Genomic DNA, 15,418 nt, shown 5'->3' with positions numbered 1-15,418 from the left:
CGGGCGGGCCCGATAGCCTTCCGCCTATGACCAAGCAATCCGCTGCTGTGCGACGCCGCCGCGCCGTCGCCGCCGCCGGCGCCGTGTCCGCCGGACTGCTCGTGCTCTCGGCCTGCGACAAGCCGACGCCTCGGGCCACGATCACCTTCGGCACGTCGTCGGTCAGCGAGGAGGCCACCTGCGGCGGTGAGAGCTCCACGCTCGACGCGTCGAAGCTGACGGCCTGCCTGAAGGACGAGAACATCGAGTCCATCAAGGTCGACCCCGACGCGGGCAACGTCCGGTTCGGCGTGGACCCCGACATCGCCGACAAGCGCTGGACGATCCTGATGAACGGCCAGCCGCTCACCGGGGACAGCAACAAGACGTACCTCACCATCCCGAGCAGCGTCTTCTTCAACGCCCAGTACGGCGCGCAGGGCAACTCGACGCTCGTGACCATCAAGGCGGGTGACGGCAAGAAGGAGAGCCAGGCCGTCACGGGTCTGTGGTCGTTCCGCCTGAAGAAGGACAGCTGACCACGTCCGCCGTCCGCATCCTGGTCGCCACCGCCGTCCCGGCCGAACGGGACGCGGTGGCACAGGCGTTCCCGGACCCGTACGGCGAACTCCGTACGCTGCCGGGCGGGGTGACCGTCCGTCGCCTCACCCACGTCACCCCCCTCCCCCACAGGTATGACGTCCTGGCCGCCGGGGTGGGCCCCGCCCTCGCCGCCGCCTCCACCGCGACCGCCCTCACCGCAGCAGTACTTGAGAGGGACCCGTACGACGTGGTCGTCTCGGCGGGCATCGCGGGCGGCTTCGCACCGGACGCCCCCGTAGCCTCCCTGGTCCTCGCGGACCACATCACCGCCGCCGACCTGGGCGCGGAGACCGCCGACGGGTTCCTCCCCGTCACCGACCTCGGCTTCGGCACCGTCACCCACCTCCCGCCCCCGGACCTCGTACGCCGCGCCGCCGCCGCGACCGGCGCCCGCACCGGCACCGTCCTCACCGTCTCGACGGTCACCGGCACCGCGAGCCGGGCCGACGCCCTGCGCACCCGGCACCCCGGCGTGCTCGCCGAGGCCATGGAGGGGTTCGGCGTCGCGGAGGCGGCCGGTGTGCACGGCGTCCCCGTACTCGAACTGCGGGCGATCTCCAACCCCGTCGGCCCGCGCGACCGTTCGGCCTGGCGCATCAAGGACGCGCTGGAGTCGCTGACGGCGGGTTTCGGGAAGCTCGCCCCCGTACTGGAGAGTTGGAAGAAGCATGACCTCTGAGCAGCCCATGACCTCCGAGCAGCCCGTGCGGATCGCCTACTCCCCGTGCCCCAACGACACGTTCGTCTTCGACGCCCTCGCGCACGACCGCATCGCGGGCGCCCCCGCGCTCGACGTGACGTTCGCGGACATCGACATCACCAACGGCCTGGCCCAGCAGGGCGCGTACGACGCCCTGAAGGTGTCGTACGCGGTCCTTCCGTACGTACTTGAGGACTACGCCCTCCTGCCCTGCGGCGGGGCCCTGGGGCGCGGTTGTGGCCCTCTGGTCCTCACGAGGGAGGCGGGCGTCTCCCTCGTAGGTCGTACGGTCGCCGTGCCGAGCGAGAAGTCGACGGCGTACCTGCTGTTCCGGCTCTGGGCGGCGGACACCGTGCCCGGCGGGGTCGGGGAGATCGTCGTGATGCCGTTCCACGAGATCATGCCGGCCGTCCGGGACGGGAAGGTCGACGCGGGACTCGTCATCCACGAGGCGCGGTTCACGTACCAGAACTACGGGCTGCACAAGCTCGCGGACATGGGCGAGCACTGGGAGGAGACCACGGGCCTGCCGATCCCGCTGGGCGCGATCATCGCCCAACGGTCCCTGGGCGCCGACCGGTTGGAGCTGCTGGCCGAGTCGATCAGGGCGTCGGTGCGGGCCGCCTGGGACGACCCCGAGCTGTCCCGGCCGTACGTCATGGAGCACGCGCAGGAGATGGACCCGGCCGTCGCCGACCAGCACATCGGGCTGTACGTCAACGAGTTCACGGCGGATCTCGGGGAGGCGGGGTATGCCGCCGTACGGGGACTGCTCACGCGGGCGGCGGCCGAGGGGCTGGTACCGCCCCTCGGACCGGACGCACTGCGGTTTCCGTGATACCTGAGAGTTACCCGGGGATTCCTACACGTCGAGCTGGTCCGCGACCGCCCTCAGCAATCCCGCGATCTTCGCGCCGGAAGCCTTGTCCGGATAACGCCCCTTCTCCAGCATCGGCGTGATGTTCTCCAGGACCGTGGTCAGATCCTGGACGATAGAGGCGAGTTCGTCCGGCTTACGGCGCTGTGCCGCCGCGACCGAAGGAGTCGGATCGAGGAGAACGACCGAAAGAGCCTGATCGCCGCGCTGACCGGCGACGACTCCGAACTCGACGCGCTGGCCCGGCTTGAGTGTCTCGACTCCGTCGGGGAGGACCGAGGAATGAACGAAGACGTCACCGCCGTCGTCGCGGGAGAGAAAGCCGAAGCCCTTCTCGCTGTTGAACCACTTGACTTTGCCGGTAGGCACGTCTGTCCTCGTCCTCGTACTCGTCGGAAAACTGCTTCTGTCGTAAAACCGCTTCCGAAAACCGCCCGCGGAACCGTCGGCACCTCGGCCTTGGCACCGCGCGAACGGCCCCGGATAGCAGTACAGCGGGTCGACCATGACCCGCCGGTACCAAGGCTAATGGTCTGTGCGCGGGTGACAAGACGTCCCCCGGTTGTTCCTTCGGGCTGGGAACTACCCTGGTCCGGTGCGTGACAAAACCCAAACGAATTCCACCGCTCCCGGCGACCGGCTGATCCGCGCCGGTGCGATCGTGTTCTTCGCCGGTACGGTGGCCACTCTCGTCACCGTGACCCCGTTGTTCCTCGGTACGACGCCTTTTCCTGCGTACATGTTCGGATTGAGCATGCTCATGGGCGTCGGCTTCCTCATCGCGGGCGCCGGTGTACTGCGTTCGATCGCCGCCGGACGGCGTCAGGCGAGGGAGGGATCAGCGGCTTCCGGAGCGTCCGCGAGATAGGCCGAAAGCCACCCCGGGAACGCGAGGAGATCGGGGAGCACCACATCCGCACCGGCCGTGCGCAATTCCTCCGCACCGCACGGTCCGGTGGTCACCCCGACCGAGAACGCGCCGGCCGCGCGGGCGCCCCTGACGTCTCCCACGTGGTCTCCCACATAGACGTGGGCGCCGTATTCCTTGAGCGCCTCCGCCTTGCGCTCGGCCCACAGGTCACCGACTACCACGTCCGGGGTAAGCCTCAGGTACTCCATGTGCAGCTTCGCGTTGGGCTCGTGCTTGGCCGTGACGACGATGGCGCGACCGCCCGCCGCGTGCACGGCCCCGATCGCCTCGGGGGCGCCGGGCAGCGCAAGGGTCCCGCTCACGGCGTACGCGGGGTACAACTTGCGGTAGAGCGCGGCCATTTCGACGACCTTGTCCGCCGGGAACCAGTGGGCCATTTCGTCCTCGACCGGCGGCCCGAGCCGGCTGACCACGAGGTCGGCGTCTATGTACACGCCGGTCCGCTCGGCGAGGGCCTGGTAGCAGGCGCGGATTCCGGGGCGGGAGTCGATGAGGGTCATGTCGAGGTCGAAGCCGACGACGGGGGCGAGGGTGGGGGCTTGGGCGAAGTCGGGTGCGGTCATGTCTCCGAGTGTCTCAGCCGCCGTGATCACCCCTTGAGTACTAGTCGGTTACGACTCCGGTACTACGTGGCCCTTCGCGGCCCCTCAGCCCCTTTGCGGCTACTTGTTCCGCTGTGACCGCCAGACCAGGTACAGGGCCGAGGCGACGGCCGCTCCCCGTATCACCCACGGCCAGGTCTCGGAGACCGCGTCGTTCATGTGCCCGGCGACGATCGGCTCGCCCCAGCGGCCCTGGTCGCGGCCCCACAGCCAGACCATCCCCGCCGCCACCGCGCTGCCGGGGATCCACAGGACGGCGAGCTTCGTCTCGCGGTCGGTGAGGCGGCGGGACGCGTAGGCGATGAGCCAACCGGCGCCCAGGGCAAGGAGGTTGCCGAGGACCGCGCCCGCGACGAGGGAGGCGGCGGCGAGCAGGAGGAGGGGGTTGCTCCACTTGCGGGAAGGGCGGTCGGGGGCGGGGCGGTTGCGGGAGGGCAGGGGGATCAGGCGGCGACGGCGACGGGGTCCGGCCTTGCCGGGGTCTTCGGCGGCCTCGGCCTGGTCGCCGGCCGGGGGCGGGGGTGCGGCCGGGGCCTCCTTCTCGGCCTTCGCCTTCTCCTCCGCCGCCTTCTTCTCCTCCGCCGCCCTGGCGCGCGGGGACTTGAGGAGTTCGGGGAGCTCTATGCCGCCGACGAAGCCCGGGACGTCGTCGAGGTCACTCTCCGGACCTACGGGGCCTTTGAGCCACCAGTCGGGGAGGGCGTCGTCGGAGGTACGGGGGGTGGGGAAGGTGACGGGGTCGCCGGAGCCGGTGAGGTCGGCGGGTGCGGCCGACGCCGACGGCCCCTGGTAGCTCCCAGGTCCCGGGGTACCTGAGGGGTACGCCGGCTGGGCGGGTACGGCGATCGCGGGCGCGTCCGGCGTACCGGCACCGCTGCCCGCCGCCGCGACGACGTCGTCGGGGCTCCCCAGCCGGGCGATGATCTTCCGTACCGCCGCCGGGCTGTCCGCCGACGCCTTCGCCCGGCGCTGGTCGATCTCGTTGCGCAGCTCCGACACGAGCCGCATCCGGTCGCCCGACGCCAACTGCTGTTGCTGGGCCACGTCTCCGACGCGGCTCAGGTACTCGTAGACGACTTGGTCGCTCTCGATCCCCACGGGAAAAAGCTACCGCGCGGGGGACTTCGTCCAGTAGATCTGGAGTTGTAGAGGCTGGGGGGTACCTGAGAGTGAGGGGTACGACAGGCACGACGGGGACGGCCGAGGCCCTCCGGTTCCTGGAGCGGAACCCCCTGGCTCCTGGGGTGTAACCCTCCTGGCTCCCAGGCTGTAACCCTCGCGGAAGCCCCTACCCCGGCCGTACCCGCTACCGTGGGTCAGATGAGCACCCCCCGCTCCCTCGCCGAGGCGCTCCGCTCGCGCGACGACCGGTCCCTCGCCGCCCTGCTGCGCAGTCGGCCGGACCTCATCACGCCGGTGCCCACCGACCTGACCCAGCTCGCGACGCGGGCGGGCACCCGCGCCTCGGTCGTACGGGCCCTGGAGCGGCTCGACCGGTTCACCCTGCAGACCGCCGAGGCGCTGGCCGTCGCGGCGGAGCCGGCGTCGTACCAGGAGCTCCTGGGTCTGATGGCCGGGGACGAGAAGGACCCGGCGGTCGTGGCGGCGCTGCCCGACGCGGTGGCGACGCTGCGGGAGCAGGCGCTGGTATGGGGGGACGACAAGCGGCTGAGGCTGGTGCGTACCGCCAGAGAGCTACTCGCCCCCTCACCCCAGCACCCGTCCCCCACAGGTCTCGGTCCGAGCGTGCAGGAGGCCACGGCGGGGATGTCGCCGGGGCGGGTGCAGACGATCGTCGCGGCGGTGGGGCTGCCGTCGACGCACGACTCGGTGAGCGCGGTCGCGGGGCTCACGGCGCTGTTCTCCAGCCGCCGCAAGCTGAAGGCGCTGCTCGCGAAGGCTCCGGCGGACTCCCTCGATGTGCTGGACCGGCTGGTGTGGGGGCCGCCGTACGGGCAGGTCACGGCCGAACCGGCGGCGCGGCTGCGGTGGTTGCTGGACCGGGGGCTGCTGCTGCCGACAGCGCCGGGGACGGTCGTCCTGCCCCGGGAGGTGGCGCTGCACCTGCGGGCCGGGCGCGCGCACCGGGAGGTCGAGCCGTGGCCACCGGCCGTGGAGGCGGCGGGAGTTCACCGTCCACAGCTTGTGGACGCGACGGCGGCCGGGCAGGCGTACACGGCGCTCGCGACCGTCGAGGAACTCCTCAAGGACTGGGACGAGGGTGGTCCTGCGGTACTACGCGCCGGCGGCCTCAGCGTCCGCGACCTCAAGCGGACCGCCGTCGCCCTCGACGTGTCGGAGCCGGTGGCCGCGTTCTGGGTCGAACTCGCCTACGCCGCCGGGCTGTTGGCGTCCGACGGCGAGGCCGACGAGCGGTACGCGGCGACGCCCGAGTACGACGAGTGGCTGGAGCGTCCGGCGGCGGAGCGGTGGGCGCGGCTCGCGGAGGCGTGGCTGTCGCAGACCCGGACGCCGGGGCTGGTCGGCGGGCGGGACGGGAAGGACCGTACGCTCTCCGCGCTCGGTCCCGGGCTGGATCGTTCGGCTGCCCCTGAGGTACGCGGCCGGGTGCTGGCTCTTCTGGGGGAGCTCCCGGAGGGGACCGCACCCAGCTCCGAAACGCTGCTGGCCCGGCTGCGCTGGGAACGGCCCTTGCGGGGGCCGGAGCGCGGCGAGGGGGATCTGCGGACGCGGCTCGCGCAGTGGACGCTGGGCGAGGCGGAGTCCTTGGGTATGACGGGTAGGGGGGCGCTCTCGGGGCAGGGGCGGGCGTTGCTGGGGATCGGGGCGGGGGCATCGGCGTCCAGATCCGAAGGTGACGTACCGCAAACCGTCTCAGGTGAACCGACCTCCGCGTCCGGCACGGACCCCGCCGACGCCGGTGACAAGCTCCCCGTACACCGCCGCCCCCCGCATCACCCCGTAGTACTACCCCTGTCCCCCTCGGAGCAGGCCGTGGCGACCGCCGCTGCCGCCCGCCTGCTCACCCCCCTCCTGCCCGAGCCCCTCGACCACGTACTCCTTCAGGCCGACCTGACGGCCGTCGCCCCCGGCCCGCTGCAACGGCCGCTCGCGGACACGCTCGGCGTGCTCGCGGACGTCGAGTCGAAGGGCGGCGCGACGGTGTACCGGTTCACGCCGGGCTCGGTGCGCCGGGCGCTGGACGCCGGTCGTACGGCCTCCGATCTCCAGGCGTTCCTGACGGCGCACTCGCGGACGCCGGTGCCGCAGCCGCTGGCGTACCTGATCGACGATGTGGCCCGCAGGCACGGCCACTTGAGGGTCGGCGCGGCGTCGGCGTACGTACGCTGCGACGACGACGCGCTGCTGAATGAGATCGTCGCGGACAAGCGCTCGGCCGGCCTGCGGCTGCGCCGTCTGGCGCCCACGGTCCTCGCGGCCCAGGCCGACCCGGCGACGCTGCTGGACGTCCTGCGCACGATGGGTTACGCCCCGGCGGCCGAGTCCGCCGACGGCGACGTCCTGATCCACCGGGCCGACGCGCACCGGACTCCACCCCGTACCCCTCCGGAGCCAGTCCCCGACGGCCCCCCGGTCCCGGACACCACGCTCCTCTCGGCGGCGGTCCGCGCGATCCGGGCGGGCGACCTGGCGTCGACCACCCCGCGCAAACCCACCCCTGAGTCCTCCCGCACTACCTCCGGAGAGCTACCGCGCACGTCCCCCGCGGATACCCTCGCCACCGTCCAGGCCGCCGTCCTCACGAACGAGCCCCTCTGGATCGGCTACGTCAACGCCGAGGGCGCCGCCTCCCAGCGCGTCATCGCCCCCCTCCGCGTCGAGGGCGGCTTCGTCACGGCGTACGACCACACGGCGGACGAGGTCCGGACGTACCCCCTGCACCGGATCACGGGGGTGGCGGAGCTGGCGGAGGAGTAGCCGGCCGCTCACCCGGCAAGATCACGCCCGGATGAGGCACACTGGACGTTTGCCCCGTGCGGAAGGGATCCACGTACGTGAACGGTCCTCTCATCGTCCAGTCCGACAAGACACTCCTGCTCGAAGTCGATCACGAGCAGGCCGATGCGTGCCGTCGGGTGATCGCGCCGTTCGCCGAGCTGGAGCGGGCGCCGGAGCACATCCATACGTATCGGGTGACGCCGCTGGGGCTGTGGAACGCGCGGGCCGCCGGGCATGACGCCGAGCAGGTCGTGGACGCGTTGGTGCAGTTCAGCCGGTATCCGGTGCCGCACGCGCTGCTCGTCGACATCGCCGAGACGATGGACCGGTACGGGCGGCTGACGCTCAGCAAGCATCCGGCGCACGGGCTGGTGCTGACCAGCACCGACCGGCCGGTGCTGGAGGAGGTACTGCGGTCGAAGCGGATCGCGCCGCTGGTGGGGGCGCGGATCGATCCGGACACCGTGATCGTGCACCCCTCGGAGCGGGGGCAGATCAAGCAGACGCTGCTCAAGCTGGGGTGGCCGGCGGAGGACCTCGCCGGGTACGTCGACGGGGAGGCTCATCCGATCGAGCTCGCCGAGGACGGGTGGGCGCTGCGGCCGTACCAGAAGCAGGCCGTCGAGAACTTCTGGCACGGGGGCAGCGGCGTCGTCGTCCTGCCCTGCGGCGCCGGGAAGACGCTGGTCGGGGCCGGGGCGATGGCCGAGGCCAAGTCGACGACGCTGATCCTCGTCACCAACACCGTCTCCGCGCGGCAGTGGAAGCACGAGCTGGTGAAGCGGACCTCGCTGACCGAGGACGAGATCGGGGAGTACAGCGGGACGCGCAAGGAGATCCGGCCGGTCACCATCGCGACGTACCAGGTGCTGACCACGAAGCGGAAGGGTGTGTATCCGCACCTGGAGCTGTTCGACTCGCGGGACTGGGGGCTGATCCTCTACGACGAGGTGCATCTGCTGCCCGCGCCGGTCTTCAAGTTCACGGCGGATCTTCAGGCGCGGCGGCGGCTCGGGCTGACGGCGACGCTGGTGCGGGAGGACGGGCGGGAGTCCGACGTGTTCTCCCTGATCGGGCCCAAGCGGTTCGACGCGCCGTGGAAGGAGATCGAGGCGCAGGGGTACATCGCGCCCGCGGACTGTGTCGAGGTGCGGGTCAATCTCACCGACTCCGAGCGGCTCGCGTACGCGACCGCCGAGGCCGAGGAGAAGTACCGGTTCTGTGCGACGACCGCGACGAAGCGGAAGGTGACCGAGGCGATCGTGCGCCGGTTCGCCGGGCAGCAGATCCTCGTCATCGGGCAGTACATCGACCAGCTCGACGAGCTGGGGGAGCATCTCGACGCGCCAGTGATCAAGGGGGAGACCTCCAACGCGCAGCGCGAGAAGCTCTTCGACGCGTTCCGCGAGGGCGAGATCAGCGTGCTCGTCGTCTCCAAGGTCGCGAACTTCTCCATCGACCTGCCCGAGGCGACCGTCGCCATCCAGGTCTCCGGCACGTTCGGCTCGCGCCAGGAGGAGGCCCAGCGGCTCGGGCGGGTGCTGCGGCCCAAGGCGGACGGGCATCAGGCCCACTTCTACTCCGTCGTCGCCCGCGACACCATCGACCAGGACTTCGCCGCGCACCGGCAGCGGTTCCTGGCGGAGCAGGGGTACGCCTACCGGATCGTCGACGCGGACGAGCTGCTGGCCGAGGACGTCTGAGCGCTCCTCACCCGCGGCGCCGGACACCTGCCTCCTCGCCGTACTCTCCGAGGATCATGACGTCGAAAGCGGCACCGGCGAATACGCGTATCGCGTGCACGGTGTCGCCCAGGCGGTGCCTGTGCGGACTGCTCATCGGGGTCGCACCTGACGGGCGACCGGCGGCCGGGACGGATGTGAAGGTCGCTGCGCTCATGCATCCATAGTGCGATCCCGGCCGTAAAGCGGGCATCACCCCACAGAGCCAACTTTCCCACCCGTTCCGTAGTACTCAAGAGGGACGGGATTTCTCAGGGGTATTAGGGGTCGGTCTCAGGGTTCCTCCGCCACAAGAAGATAATAGTGCTAGCTTCATTAGCACCATGCTGCTGACACTGGACATCACAGACAGCCGGCCGCTCCACGAGCAGGTGGCGTGGGCGGTCCGGCAGGCCATCGCCGAGGGGGAGTGCGGGCCGGGGGACCGGTTGCCGCCTGCCCGGGAGATCTCCGAGGCGTTGGGGGTGAATGTGAACACCGTGCTCAGAGGACTACGGGGGCTACGGGACGACGGAGTGCTGGAGTTCCGGCGAGGCCGGGGGGTGACCGTCGCCGTGGGAGCGGATCAGCGGGGTGTGGTGCTCGGGCGGGTGCGTGAGCTGGTCGCGGAAGCGGCGCGGCTCGGGTACGGCAGGGACGACCTCATCGAGATGATCAGGGAGATGCCATGAACGGGCGGACGGGGAACGGGCGGGGTACGGACGGACGGTTCGGCGCAAGTCGCGCGTGGGGTGCGGTCGTTGGGTGTGCTGCCGTGCTCGTGCTGCTCGTCGCCCTGCCGCTGATCGCGCACGGGCGGCTGCCGGACCGGGTGGCCACGCACTGGGACGGCGGCGGGAGGGCCGACGGGTCCATGCCGTTCTGGGGCGCCGTCGCCTTTCCCGCGCTGATCTGGGTGGTGGCCTGCGCCGCCTCGCTGTACGTAGTCCTGAGGGTGTCCCGCGGTAGTACGGCGGGGTGGGTCGGGGTCGGGCTGCCGACGCTGGGGCTCGGGCTGGTCGGTGGGCAGGCGGCCGTCGTACGGGCGAACCTGGACGTCCGCGACTGGCACGAGGCCGGGTCCACGTACGGCTGGATCGTCGGCGTGGCCGTCGTGGCTCTCACGGTGGGTGGGCTCGTGTGGCTCTCACGTCGTAGTACTCCGGAGCCAGAGGGCGACGGGCCTGTCATGGACCTCCCTCAGGACCGGCGGGTGGCGTGGTTCTCACGGCTCTCCAGCCCGGCGCTCCAGGCGGTCGCGGCGGTCCTCGGGTTCGCGGCCCTCGCGGTCGCTGCCGCGTCCCTCGGAGGTATGACGGGACCACGGCCGGGCATCGCCCTGACCATCGGCCTCGGCGTCGCCTCCCTGCTCTCCTTCACCTTCGCGTCGGTCCAGGTCCGCGTGGGCGAGCAGGGGCTACGGGTCTCCTTCGGTCCGCTCGGCTGGCCCGCACGGCACTGGTCCGTCGCGGACATCGAGTCGGCCCGTGTGGAACAGCGCACCCCAGCGCAGGCCGGCGGCTGGGGGTACCGGATCAACGGGCTCGGTACGACCGTGATGCTGCGCGGCGGCGCGTGCCTGGTCGTCCGCTCCAAGGGGCGTGACTTCGCGGTGAGCGTGGACGACGCGGAGCGGGGCGCGGCGCTGCTGAACTCGCTGCGAGCTCTCCAGAGCTAGACGGGTACGACCGTCGCGGTACGCGGCCTCCGGGGCCCGGCCGAGGCGGTCGTATGTCTGTGCCGTACGCCTGTGCCGTACGGCAGTGAGGATCCGGGGCGGCGAAAACCCATTGGCCCCCGCACCGGCCCCTCGCCTACACTCTCCGCTCTTGCCGCCTCCCTCGTGGAGTGCCGTCGTCCGGTCGGAAACCGGTCGGCCACCGTCGCACCCCATTCGCAGCTCACGCATGCCCGGAGGCATCTCCTTGTCCACGTCCGTGCCCGTCGACGATCCCTTGTTCCGTGAGCGCTCCCATCTCGCCGCGTCCCGTACCGCGCTGCGGGCGATGCGGGAGGACGTGCAGGCGCTGGACATCAAGGACGTGACCGCCAACTGGGTTAACGCTGAGGTACTAGGCCGTCAGATCGAGGAGCGGATCAAGGCGCTCGCCGACCTGAGTGATACCCCCTTGTTCTTCGGCCGGCTGGACTACCTCCACGCGCCCGGCACCGAGCAGGCCGAGGGGGCGGACGGGGAGAGGTTCTACATCGGGCGTCGGCATGTGCACGACGCCGACGGCGACCCCATGGTCATCGACTGGCGCGCGCCGGTCTCGCAGCCCTTCTACCGGGCGTCGAAGAAGGACCCGATGGACGTCGGGCTGCGCCGCCGCTTCGGGTACACCGGCGGCGACCTCACCGCGTACGAGGACGAGCACCTCTCCGACCCGGCAGAGGCCGCGCGCACCAGCAAGCTGCTCCAGCAGGAGATCGAACGGCCGCGCGTCGGCCCGATGCGGGACATCGTCGCGACGATCCAGCCCGAGCAGGACGAGATCGTGCGCAGCGGCCTCGCGGGCAGCGTCTGCGTGCAGGGAGGCCCGGGGACCGGGAAGACCGCCGTCGGCCTGCACCGGGTCGCGTATCTGCTGTACGCGCACCGCGAGCGGCTCGCGCGGACCGGGACGCTGGTCATCGGGCCGAACAGGTCGTTCCTCCACTACATCGAGCAAGTCCTGCCCGCCCTGGGCGAGTTGTCGGTCCGTCAGGCGACGGTGGACGACCTCGTCGCGCACGTCGAGGTGCGCGGCACGGACGAGGCTCCCGCCGCCGTCGTGAAGGGCGACGCCCGGATGGCCGAGGTGCTGCGGCGGGCCGTGTACGCGCACGTCACCCTGCCCACCGAGTCCGTGGTCGTGGTGCGCGGGTCCCGGCGCTGGCGGGTGCCCGCGTACGAACTTGAGGACATCGTGCGGGAGTTGCTCGACCGCGACATCCGGTACGGCGCGGCGCGCGAGGCCCTGCCGCAGCGGATCGCGCACGCGGTGCTGGTCCAGATGGAGCGGGCCGGGGAGGCGCCGGACGACCGGGTCCAGGACTCGGTGGCCCGCAACAGTGCGGTGAAGGCTGCCGTCAAGTCGGTCTGGCCGCCCGTCGATCCGGCGAAACTGGTCCTGCGGCTGCTCTGCGAACCGGAGTTCCTCGCCGAGCACGCGGCCGGTGTTCTCACCGACGAGGAGCAGAAGACGATCCTGTGGACCAAGCCCGTGCGGTCCGTGAAGTCGGCCAAGTGGTCAGCGGCGGACGCGGTGTTGATCGACGAGGCCACCGACGTCGTCGAGCGCACGCACTCCCTCGGGCACGTCGTCCTCGACGAGGCGCAGGACCTCTCCCCCATGCAGTACCGGGCGGTGGGACGGCGCTGCACGACCGGTTCCGCGACCGTCCTCGGCGACCTCGCGCAGGGCACCACCCCCTGGGCGACGCGGAGTTGGGAGGAGGCGCTCGGCCATCTCGGCAAATCCGACGCAGTGATCGAGGAGTTGACCGCCGGGTTCCGCGTGCCGACGGACGTCATCACCTACGCGTCCCGGCTGCTGCCGCACATCGCGCCCGGCCTCGCGCCCGTCGCGTCGGTGCGTGAGAACCCCGGCTTCTTCGAGCTGCGCGAGGTCTCCGAGGTGGAGCAAGTCGTCGCGGCGTGCGGGGAGTTGCTGCTGCGGGAGGGGTCGATCGGGCTCATCGCCGCCGACGCCCGGATTCCCGTGCTCGCGGAGGCGCTGGGGGCAGCCGGGGTGTCGTACCTCGACCCCGGCCAGGAGACCACGGCCGAGACCCGACTCACCCTGGTTCCGGCCTCGTTGGCGAAGGGCCTTGAGTACGACTACGTCGTGCTGGACGAGCCGCAGGCCGTGGTGGACGGCGAGCCGGACGAGCGGACCGGGCTGCGACGGCTGTACGTCGCCCTGACTCGTGCCGTTTCCGGGCTGGTTGTCGTGCACGGGCATGAACTGCCGGAGCAGATCCGCTAGTTCGTGTGTCAGGCGGGGTCGATCGCCCGGCGCCAGGTCCGGACCGCTTCCGGCGCCACCGGCTCGGCCCAGCCGTACGGCCGTACCGCCCCGCCGACGTGGAAGGCCTCGACTCCGGCCGCGCGCAGGGCGGGTACGTGCTCCAGCGTCAACCCGCCGCCGACCAGGAGGCGTTGCTCGTACCGGCCCGCCTCGCCCAGCAGCGTCTCCATGCCCTGCTCGACGCCGTCCGGCGAGCCCGCCGTGAGGTACGTGTCCAGGCCCGGCATGCCCGCGAGCGCCTTGCGGACCGCCTCGCGGTCGGCGGCGTGGTCGAGCGCGCGGTGGAACGTCCAGCGGCAGCCGTCCAGTTGGGCGGTGAGCCGCTCCACCGCGCCCACGTCCACGGCGCCTTCGGCGTCCAGGAACCCCAGCACGAACTGGTCCGCACCGGCCTGCCTGAACTCCCCTGCCGCGCACACGAGTTGGCCGAGGTCACCCGCCGCGAAGCCCACCGATCCCCTGAGCATCACGCGGACATCGATGTCCACGGCCGCGCGGACCGCGTCGAACACCGAGAGCGCCGGGGTCAGTCCGTCCGCCGCCATCTCGGAGACCAGCTCGACCCGGTCCGCGCCGCCCGACTGCGCCGCGACCGCGTCCTCGGGGGTGAGGGCGATCACCTCCAGGAGCGGGCGGGTGCTCATGCGGGGCCTTTCGTCAGATCCCTCTACAGGTCTAGTCCAATCAGAGTACGTTACGTGAACAGATTCAGCTCCTCCTCCCGCACCCCCACCAGCTCGTACGCCGCCCCCTCCACCGGCCGCCCCGAGTACAGCCGGATCAGCGTCGCCGCCGGGCCGAGGTAGCGGGCCGGCGGGTGGGTGCCGTCGGAGTGGCCGAGGGCGACGGGGGCGTCCGCGTCGTCGAGATCCGCCTGGAGAGGGATGCGTTTGCGCTGCTGGGTGAGGTACGTCAGGAGAGCCAGGGCCTCGGGGAGAGCCGGACCGGCGTAGGCGCCGGGCTCGTTCCAGACCTCGCGCACATCGCCCGCGTGGATCCACTCGCCGAGCGCGATGGCATCGAGGCGGCCGGTCGAGGCGGCGAGCAGCGGGCCGACCTCGGTCATGCCGCGTTCCAGCTCGTCGACGATCCGCCCGGTGGGCCAGTCGGCACGGTCGGCGATGTCGCGGTCGTTGGACTCGGGGGAGAACACGCCCTTCTCCAGGCGGTTCTCCACCACGCGCATCAGCGCCGAGGAGCAGTGCGCGAGGACGTCGCGCACGGACCAGCCAGGACAGCCCGTGGTCGGGAGCGCGAAGTCGGCGTCGGGACGGGACCGCAGGAGGGGTATGAGAGCGTCGCGTTCGGCGGTGAGGAGACGGCCGGGGAGTTCAGGGTCGCGGGGTAGCTCCGAAGTAGGGGTCATCCATCCAACCTAGGGCGTAGGAGATCGTCGCGTGCCGGGACAATGGGGCCATGGCCGATCTCGACGCTCTGCGCTCCCGCTGGCTTCCCGCTCTGCTCTCCGCGCGGGCCGACGACTCCTGCGCCATCGCGCCCCACCGGTACGCCGACAACCTGATCGGGCGCTGGCAGGAGCCCCAGCGCAGGTATCACACGCTCACGCACCTCACGGCGGTACTGGACCGCGTCGACCTCCTGGAGAGCTACGCCGACGACGCCGATCTGGTGCGGCTCGCGGCCTGGTTCCACGACGCCGTCTACCTCCCGGAGCGGTCGACGAACGAGGAGCGGTCGGCGCGGCTGGCGGAGCGGGCGCTGACCGAGGCGGGCGTGCCGGAGCAAGGTGTGGCGGAGGTCGCGCGACTCGTACGGCTCACCCAGGGGCACGCCCCGGCCGACGGGGACCGCAACGGCGAGGTGCTGTGCGACGCGGACCTCGCGATCCTGGCCTCGGCGCCGGACACGTACACCACGTACACGGCCGCCGTCCGGGAGGAGTACGGCTTCGTTCCCGAGGACGCGTTCCGGGCCGGGCGGGCGGACATTCTGCGTCAACTCCTCGGTATGGAAAGGCTGTTCAGGACGCCGTACGGCCAGGAGCACTGGGAGGCGGACGCGCGGCGCAACATCGCCGCCGAACTTGAGGTGCTGACCGGCTGAGGCCCTA

16 protein-coding genes are annotated in these 15,418 nt (G+C 71.4%); 10 read left to right on the top strand and 6 right to left on the bottom strand.

The features are described 5' to 3' along the window. The first annotated feature begins 26 nt into the window (after nt 1-26). Genes J8M50_RS05725 through J8M50_RS05715 form a run of 3 tightly spaced genes read left to right on the top strand, consistent with a single transcriptional unit; the run spans nt 27 to nt 2,120 of the window. Entirely contained in the window at nt 27-518 is a 492-nt protein-coding gene (locus J8M50_RS05725) for a hypothetical protein (protein ID WP_040835497.1), read from the top strand. After that, on the top strand, nt 488-1,261 hold the full coding sequence (locus tag J8M50_RS05720) for a futalosine hydrolase (RefSeq protein ID WP_010351237.1): 774 nt from the start codon (nt 488-490) through the stop codon (nt 1,259-1,261). The genes J8M50_RS05725 and J8M50_RS05720 overlap by 31 nt, the downstream gene beginning before the upstream one ends. Before the next feature lie 7 nt (nt 1,262-1,268). Further along, nucleotides 1,269-2,120: a 1,4-dihydroxy-6-naphtoate synthase gene (locus J8M50_RS05715; protein WP_010351236.1), complete on the top strand. Its 852-nt coding sequence runs from the start codon at nt 1,269-1,271 to the stop codon at nt 2,118-2,120. Between the two features lie 24 nt (nt 2,121-2,144). Here the strand turns inward: J8M50_RS05715 and J8M50_RS49640 are convergent, their stop codons facing one another. Continuing rightward, entirely contained in the window at nt 2,145-2,528 is a 384-nt protein-coding gene (locus J8M50_RS49640) for a cold-shock protein (RefSeq protein ID WP_010351235.1), read from the bottom strand. Between the two features lie 226 nt (nt 2,529-2,754). On the opposite strand from J8M50_RS49640, the gene J8M50_RS05705 reads away from it, so the two are divergent. Next, nucleotides 2,755-3,027: a hypothetical protein gene (locus tag J8M50_RS05705; RefSeq protein ID WP_075661493.1), complete on the top strand. Its 273-nt coding sequence runs from the start codon at nt 2,755-2,757 to the stop codon at nt 3,025-3,027. Here J8M50_RS05705 and J8M50_RS05700 read toward each other — a convergent pair. After that, nucleotides 2,982-3,653 carry an HAD family hydrolase gene (locus J8M50_RS05700; protein ID WP_010351234.1) on the bottom strand — a complete coding sequence of 224 codons (672 nt, stop codon included), beginning with the start codon at nt 3,651-3,653 and terminating at the stop codon, nt 2,982-2,984. The genes J8M50_RS05705 and J8M50_RS05700 overlap by 46 nt on opposite strands. A 99-nt stretch (nt 3,654-3,752) precedes the next feature. Next, the gene (locus J8M50_RS05695) at nt 3,753-4,790 is read right to left on the bottom strand and encodes a membrane protein (RefSeq protein ID WP_010351233.1); all 1,038 of its coding nucleotides are present in this window, start codon (nt 4,788-4,790) and stop codon (nt 3,753-3,755) included. 222 nt (nt 4,791-5,012) lie between these two features. Between J8M50_RS05695 and J8M50_RS05690 the strand changes: the two genes are divergently transcribed. Continuing rightward, on the top strand, nt 5,013-7,592 hold the full coding sequence (locus tag J8M50_RS05690; protein WP_010351231.1) for a helicase C-terminal domain-containing protein: 2,580 nt from the start codon (nt 5,013-5,015) through the stop codon (nt 7,590-7,592). A 77-nt stretch (nt 7,593-7,669) separates the two neighbouring features. Then, complete coding sequence (locus tag J8M50_RS05685; RefSeq protein ID WP_010351230.1) at nt 7,670-9,316, top strand: DNA repair helicase XPB; 1,647 nt, start codon at nt 7,670-7,672, stop codon at nt 9,314-9,316. 7 nt (nt 9,317-9,323) lie between these two features. Here the strand turns inward: J8M50_RS05685 and J8M50_RS05680 are convergent, their stop codons facing one another. Then, nucleotides 9,324-9,512: a hypothetical protein gene (locus J8M50_RS05680; RefSeq protein ID WP_029183500.1), complete on the bottom strand. Its 189-nt coding sequence runs from the start codon at nt 9,510-9,512 to the stop codon at nt 9,324-9,326. A 166-nt stretch (nt 9,513-9,678) separates the two neighbouring features. Between J8M50_RS05680 and J8M50_RS05675 the strand changes: the two genes are divergently transcribed. The 3 genes from J8M50_RS05675 to J8M50_RS05665 all read left to right on the top strand — a co-directional run bounded on the left by J8M50_RS05675 (nt 9,679) and on the right by J8M50_RS05665 (nt 13,305). Further along, nucleotides 9,679-10,026 carry a GntR family transcriptional regulator gene (locus J8M50_RS05675; RefSeq protein WP_010351227.1) on the top strand — a complete coding sequence of 116 codons (348 nt, stop codon included), beginning with the start codon at nt 9,679-9,681 and terminating at the stop codon, nt 10,024-10,026. Next, nucleotides 10,023-11,012: a DUF1648 domain-containing protein gene (locus J8M50_RS05670; protein WP_050987138.1), complete on the top strand. Its 990-nt coding sequence runs from the start codon at nt 10,023-10,025 to the stop codon at nt 11,010-11,012. The genes J8M50_RS05675 and J8M50_RS05670 overlap by 4 nt, the downstream gene beginning before the upstream one ends. Nucleotides 11,013-11,241: 229 nt before the next feature. After that, a complete protein-coding gene (locus J8M50_RS05665) occupies nt 11,242-13,305 on the top strand; it encodes a HelD family protein (protein ID WP_010351225.1) in 2,064 nt (687 codons plus the stop codon). 8 nt (nt 13,306-13,313) lie between these two features. Here J8M50_RS05665 and J8M50_RS05660 read toward each other — a convergent pair whose 3' ends face one another. After that, the gene (locus J8M50_RS05660; RefSeq protein ID WP_010351224.1) at nt 13,314-13,991 is read right to left on the bottom strand and encodes a copper homeostasis protein CutC; all 678 of its coding nucleotides are present in this window, start codon (nt 13,989-13,991) and stop codon (nt 13,314-13,316) included. Between the two features lie 50 nt (nt 13,992-14,041). After that, nucleotides 14,042-14,713, bottom strand: a complete 672-nt coding sequence (locus tag J8M50_RS05655) for a maleylpyruvate isomerase family mycothiol-dependent enzyme (protein ID WP_010351223.1) — start codon at nt 14,711-14,713, stop codon at nt 14,042-14,044. Nucleotides 14,714-14,763: 50 nt separating this feature from the next. Here J8M50_RS05655 and J8M50_RS05650 point away from each other — a divergent pair, with 50 nt between their 5' ends. Beyond that, on the top strand, nt 14,764-15,411 hold the full coding sequence (locus J8M50_RS05650; protein ID WP_010351221.1) for an HD domain-containing protein: 648 nt from the start codon (nt 14,764-14,766) through the stop codon (nt 15,409-15,411). Nucleotides 15,412-15,418 lie beyond the last annotated feature (7 nt).

Origin of the sequence: Streptomyces acidiscabies (assembly GCF_020010905.1) — a bacterium.
Taxonomy (GTDB): Bacteria; Actinomycetota; Actinomycetes; order Streptomycetales; family Streptomycetaceae; genus Streptomyces; species Streptomyces acidiscabies.
Note: the sequence above shows the minus strand (reverse complement) of the source record. Positions and strands in the feature narration are given on the sequence as shown.

Excerpts from the sequence above, each read along its gene's own strand:
- J8M50_RS05725 (WP_040835497.1), top strand. The coding sequence starts at position 27 with ATGACCAAGCAATCCGCTGCTGTGCGACGCCGCCGCGCCGTCGCCGCC.
- J8M50_RS05700 (WP_010351234.1), bottom strand. The coding sequence starts at position 3,653 with ATGACCGCACCCGACTTCGCCCAAGCCCCCACCCTCGCCCCCGTCGTC.
- J8M50_RS05680 (WP_029183500.1), bottom strand. The coding sequence starts at position 9,512 with ATGAGCGCAGCGACCTTCACATCCGTCCCGGCCGCCGGTCGCCCGTCA.
- J8M50_RS05690 (WP_010351231.1), top strand. The coding sequence starts at position 5,013 with ATGAGCACCCCCCGCTCCCTCGCCGAGGCGCTCCGCTCGCGCGACGAC.
- J8M50_RS05650 (WP_010351221.1), top strand. The coding sequence starts at position 14,764 with ATGGCCGATCTCGACGCTCTGCGCTCCCGCTGGCTTCCCGCTCTGCTC.
- J8M50_RS05670 (WP_050987138.1), top strand. The coding sequence starts at position 10,023 with ATGAACGGGCGGACGGGGAACGGGCGGGGTACGGACGGACGGTTCGGC.
- J8M50_RS05715 (WP_010351236.1), top strand. The coding sequence starts at position 1,269 with ATGACCTCCGAGCAGCCCGTGCGGATCGCCTACTCCCCGTGCCCCAAC.
- J8M50_RS05665 (WP_010351225.1), top strand. The coding sequence starts at position 11,242 with ATGCCCGGAGGCATCTCCTTGTCCACGTCCGTGCCCGTCGACGATCCC.
- J8M50_RS05675 (WP_010351227.1), top strand. The coding sequence starts at position 9,679 with ATGCTGCTGACACTGGACATCACAGACAGCCGGCCGCTCCACGAGCAG.
- J8M50_RS05655 (WP_010351223.1), bottom strand. The coding sequence starts at position 14,713 with ATGACCCCTACTTCGGAGCTACCCCGCGACCCTGAACTCCCCGGCCGT.
- J8M50_RS05660 (WP_010351224.1), bottom strand. The coding sequence starts at position 13,991 with ATGAGCACCCGCCCGCTCCTGGAGGTGATCGCCCTCACCCCCGAGGAC.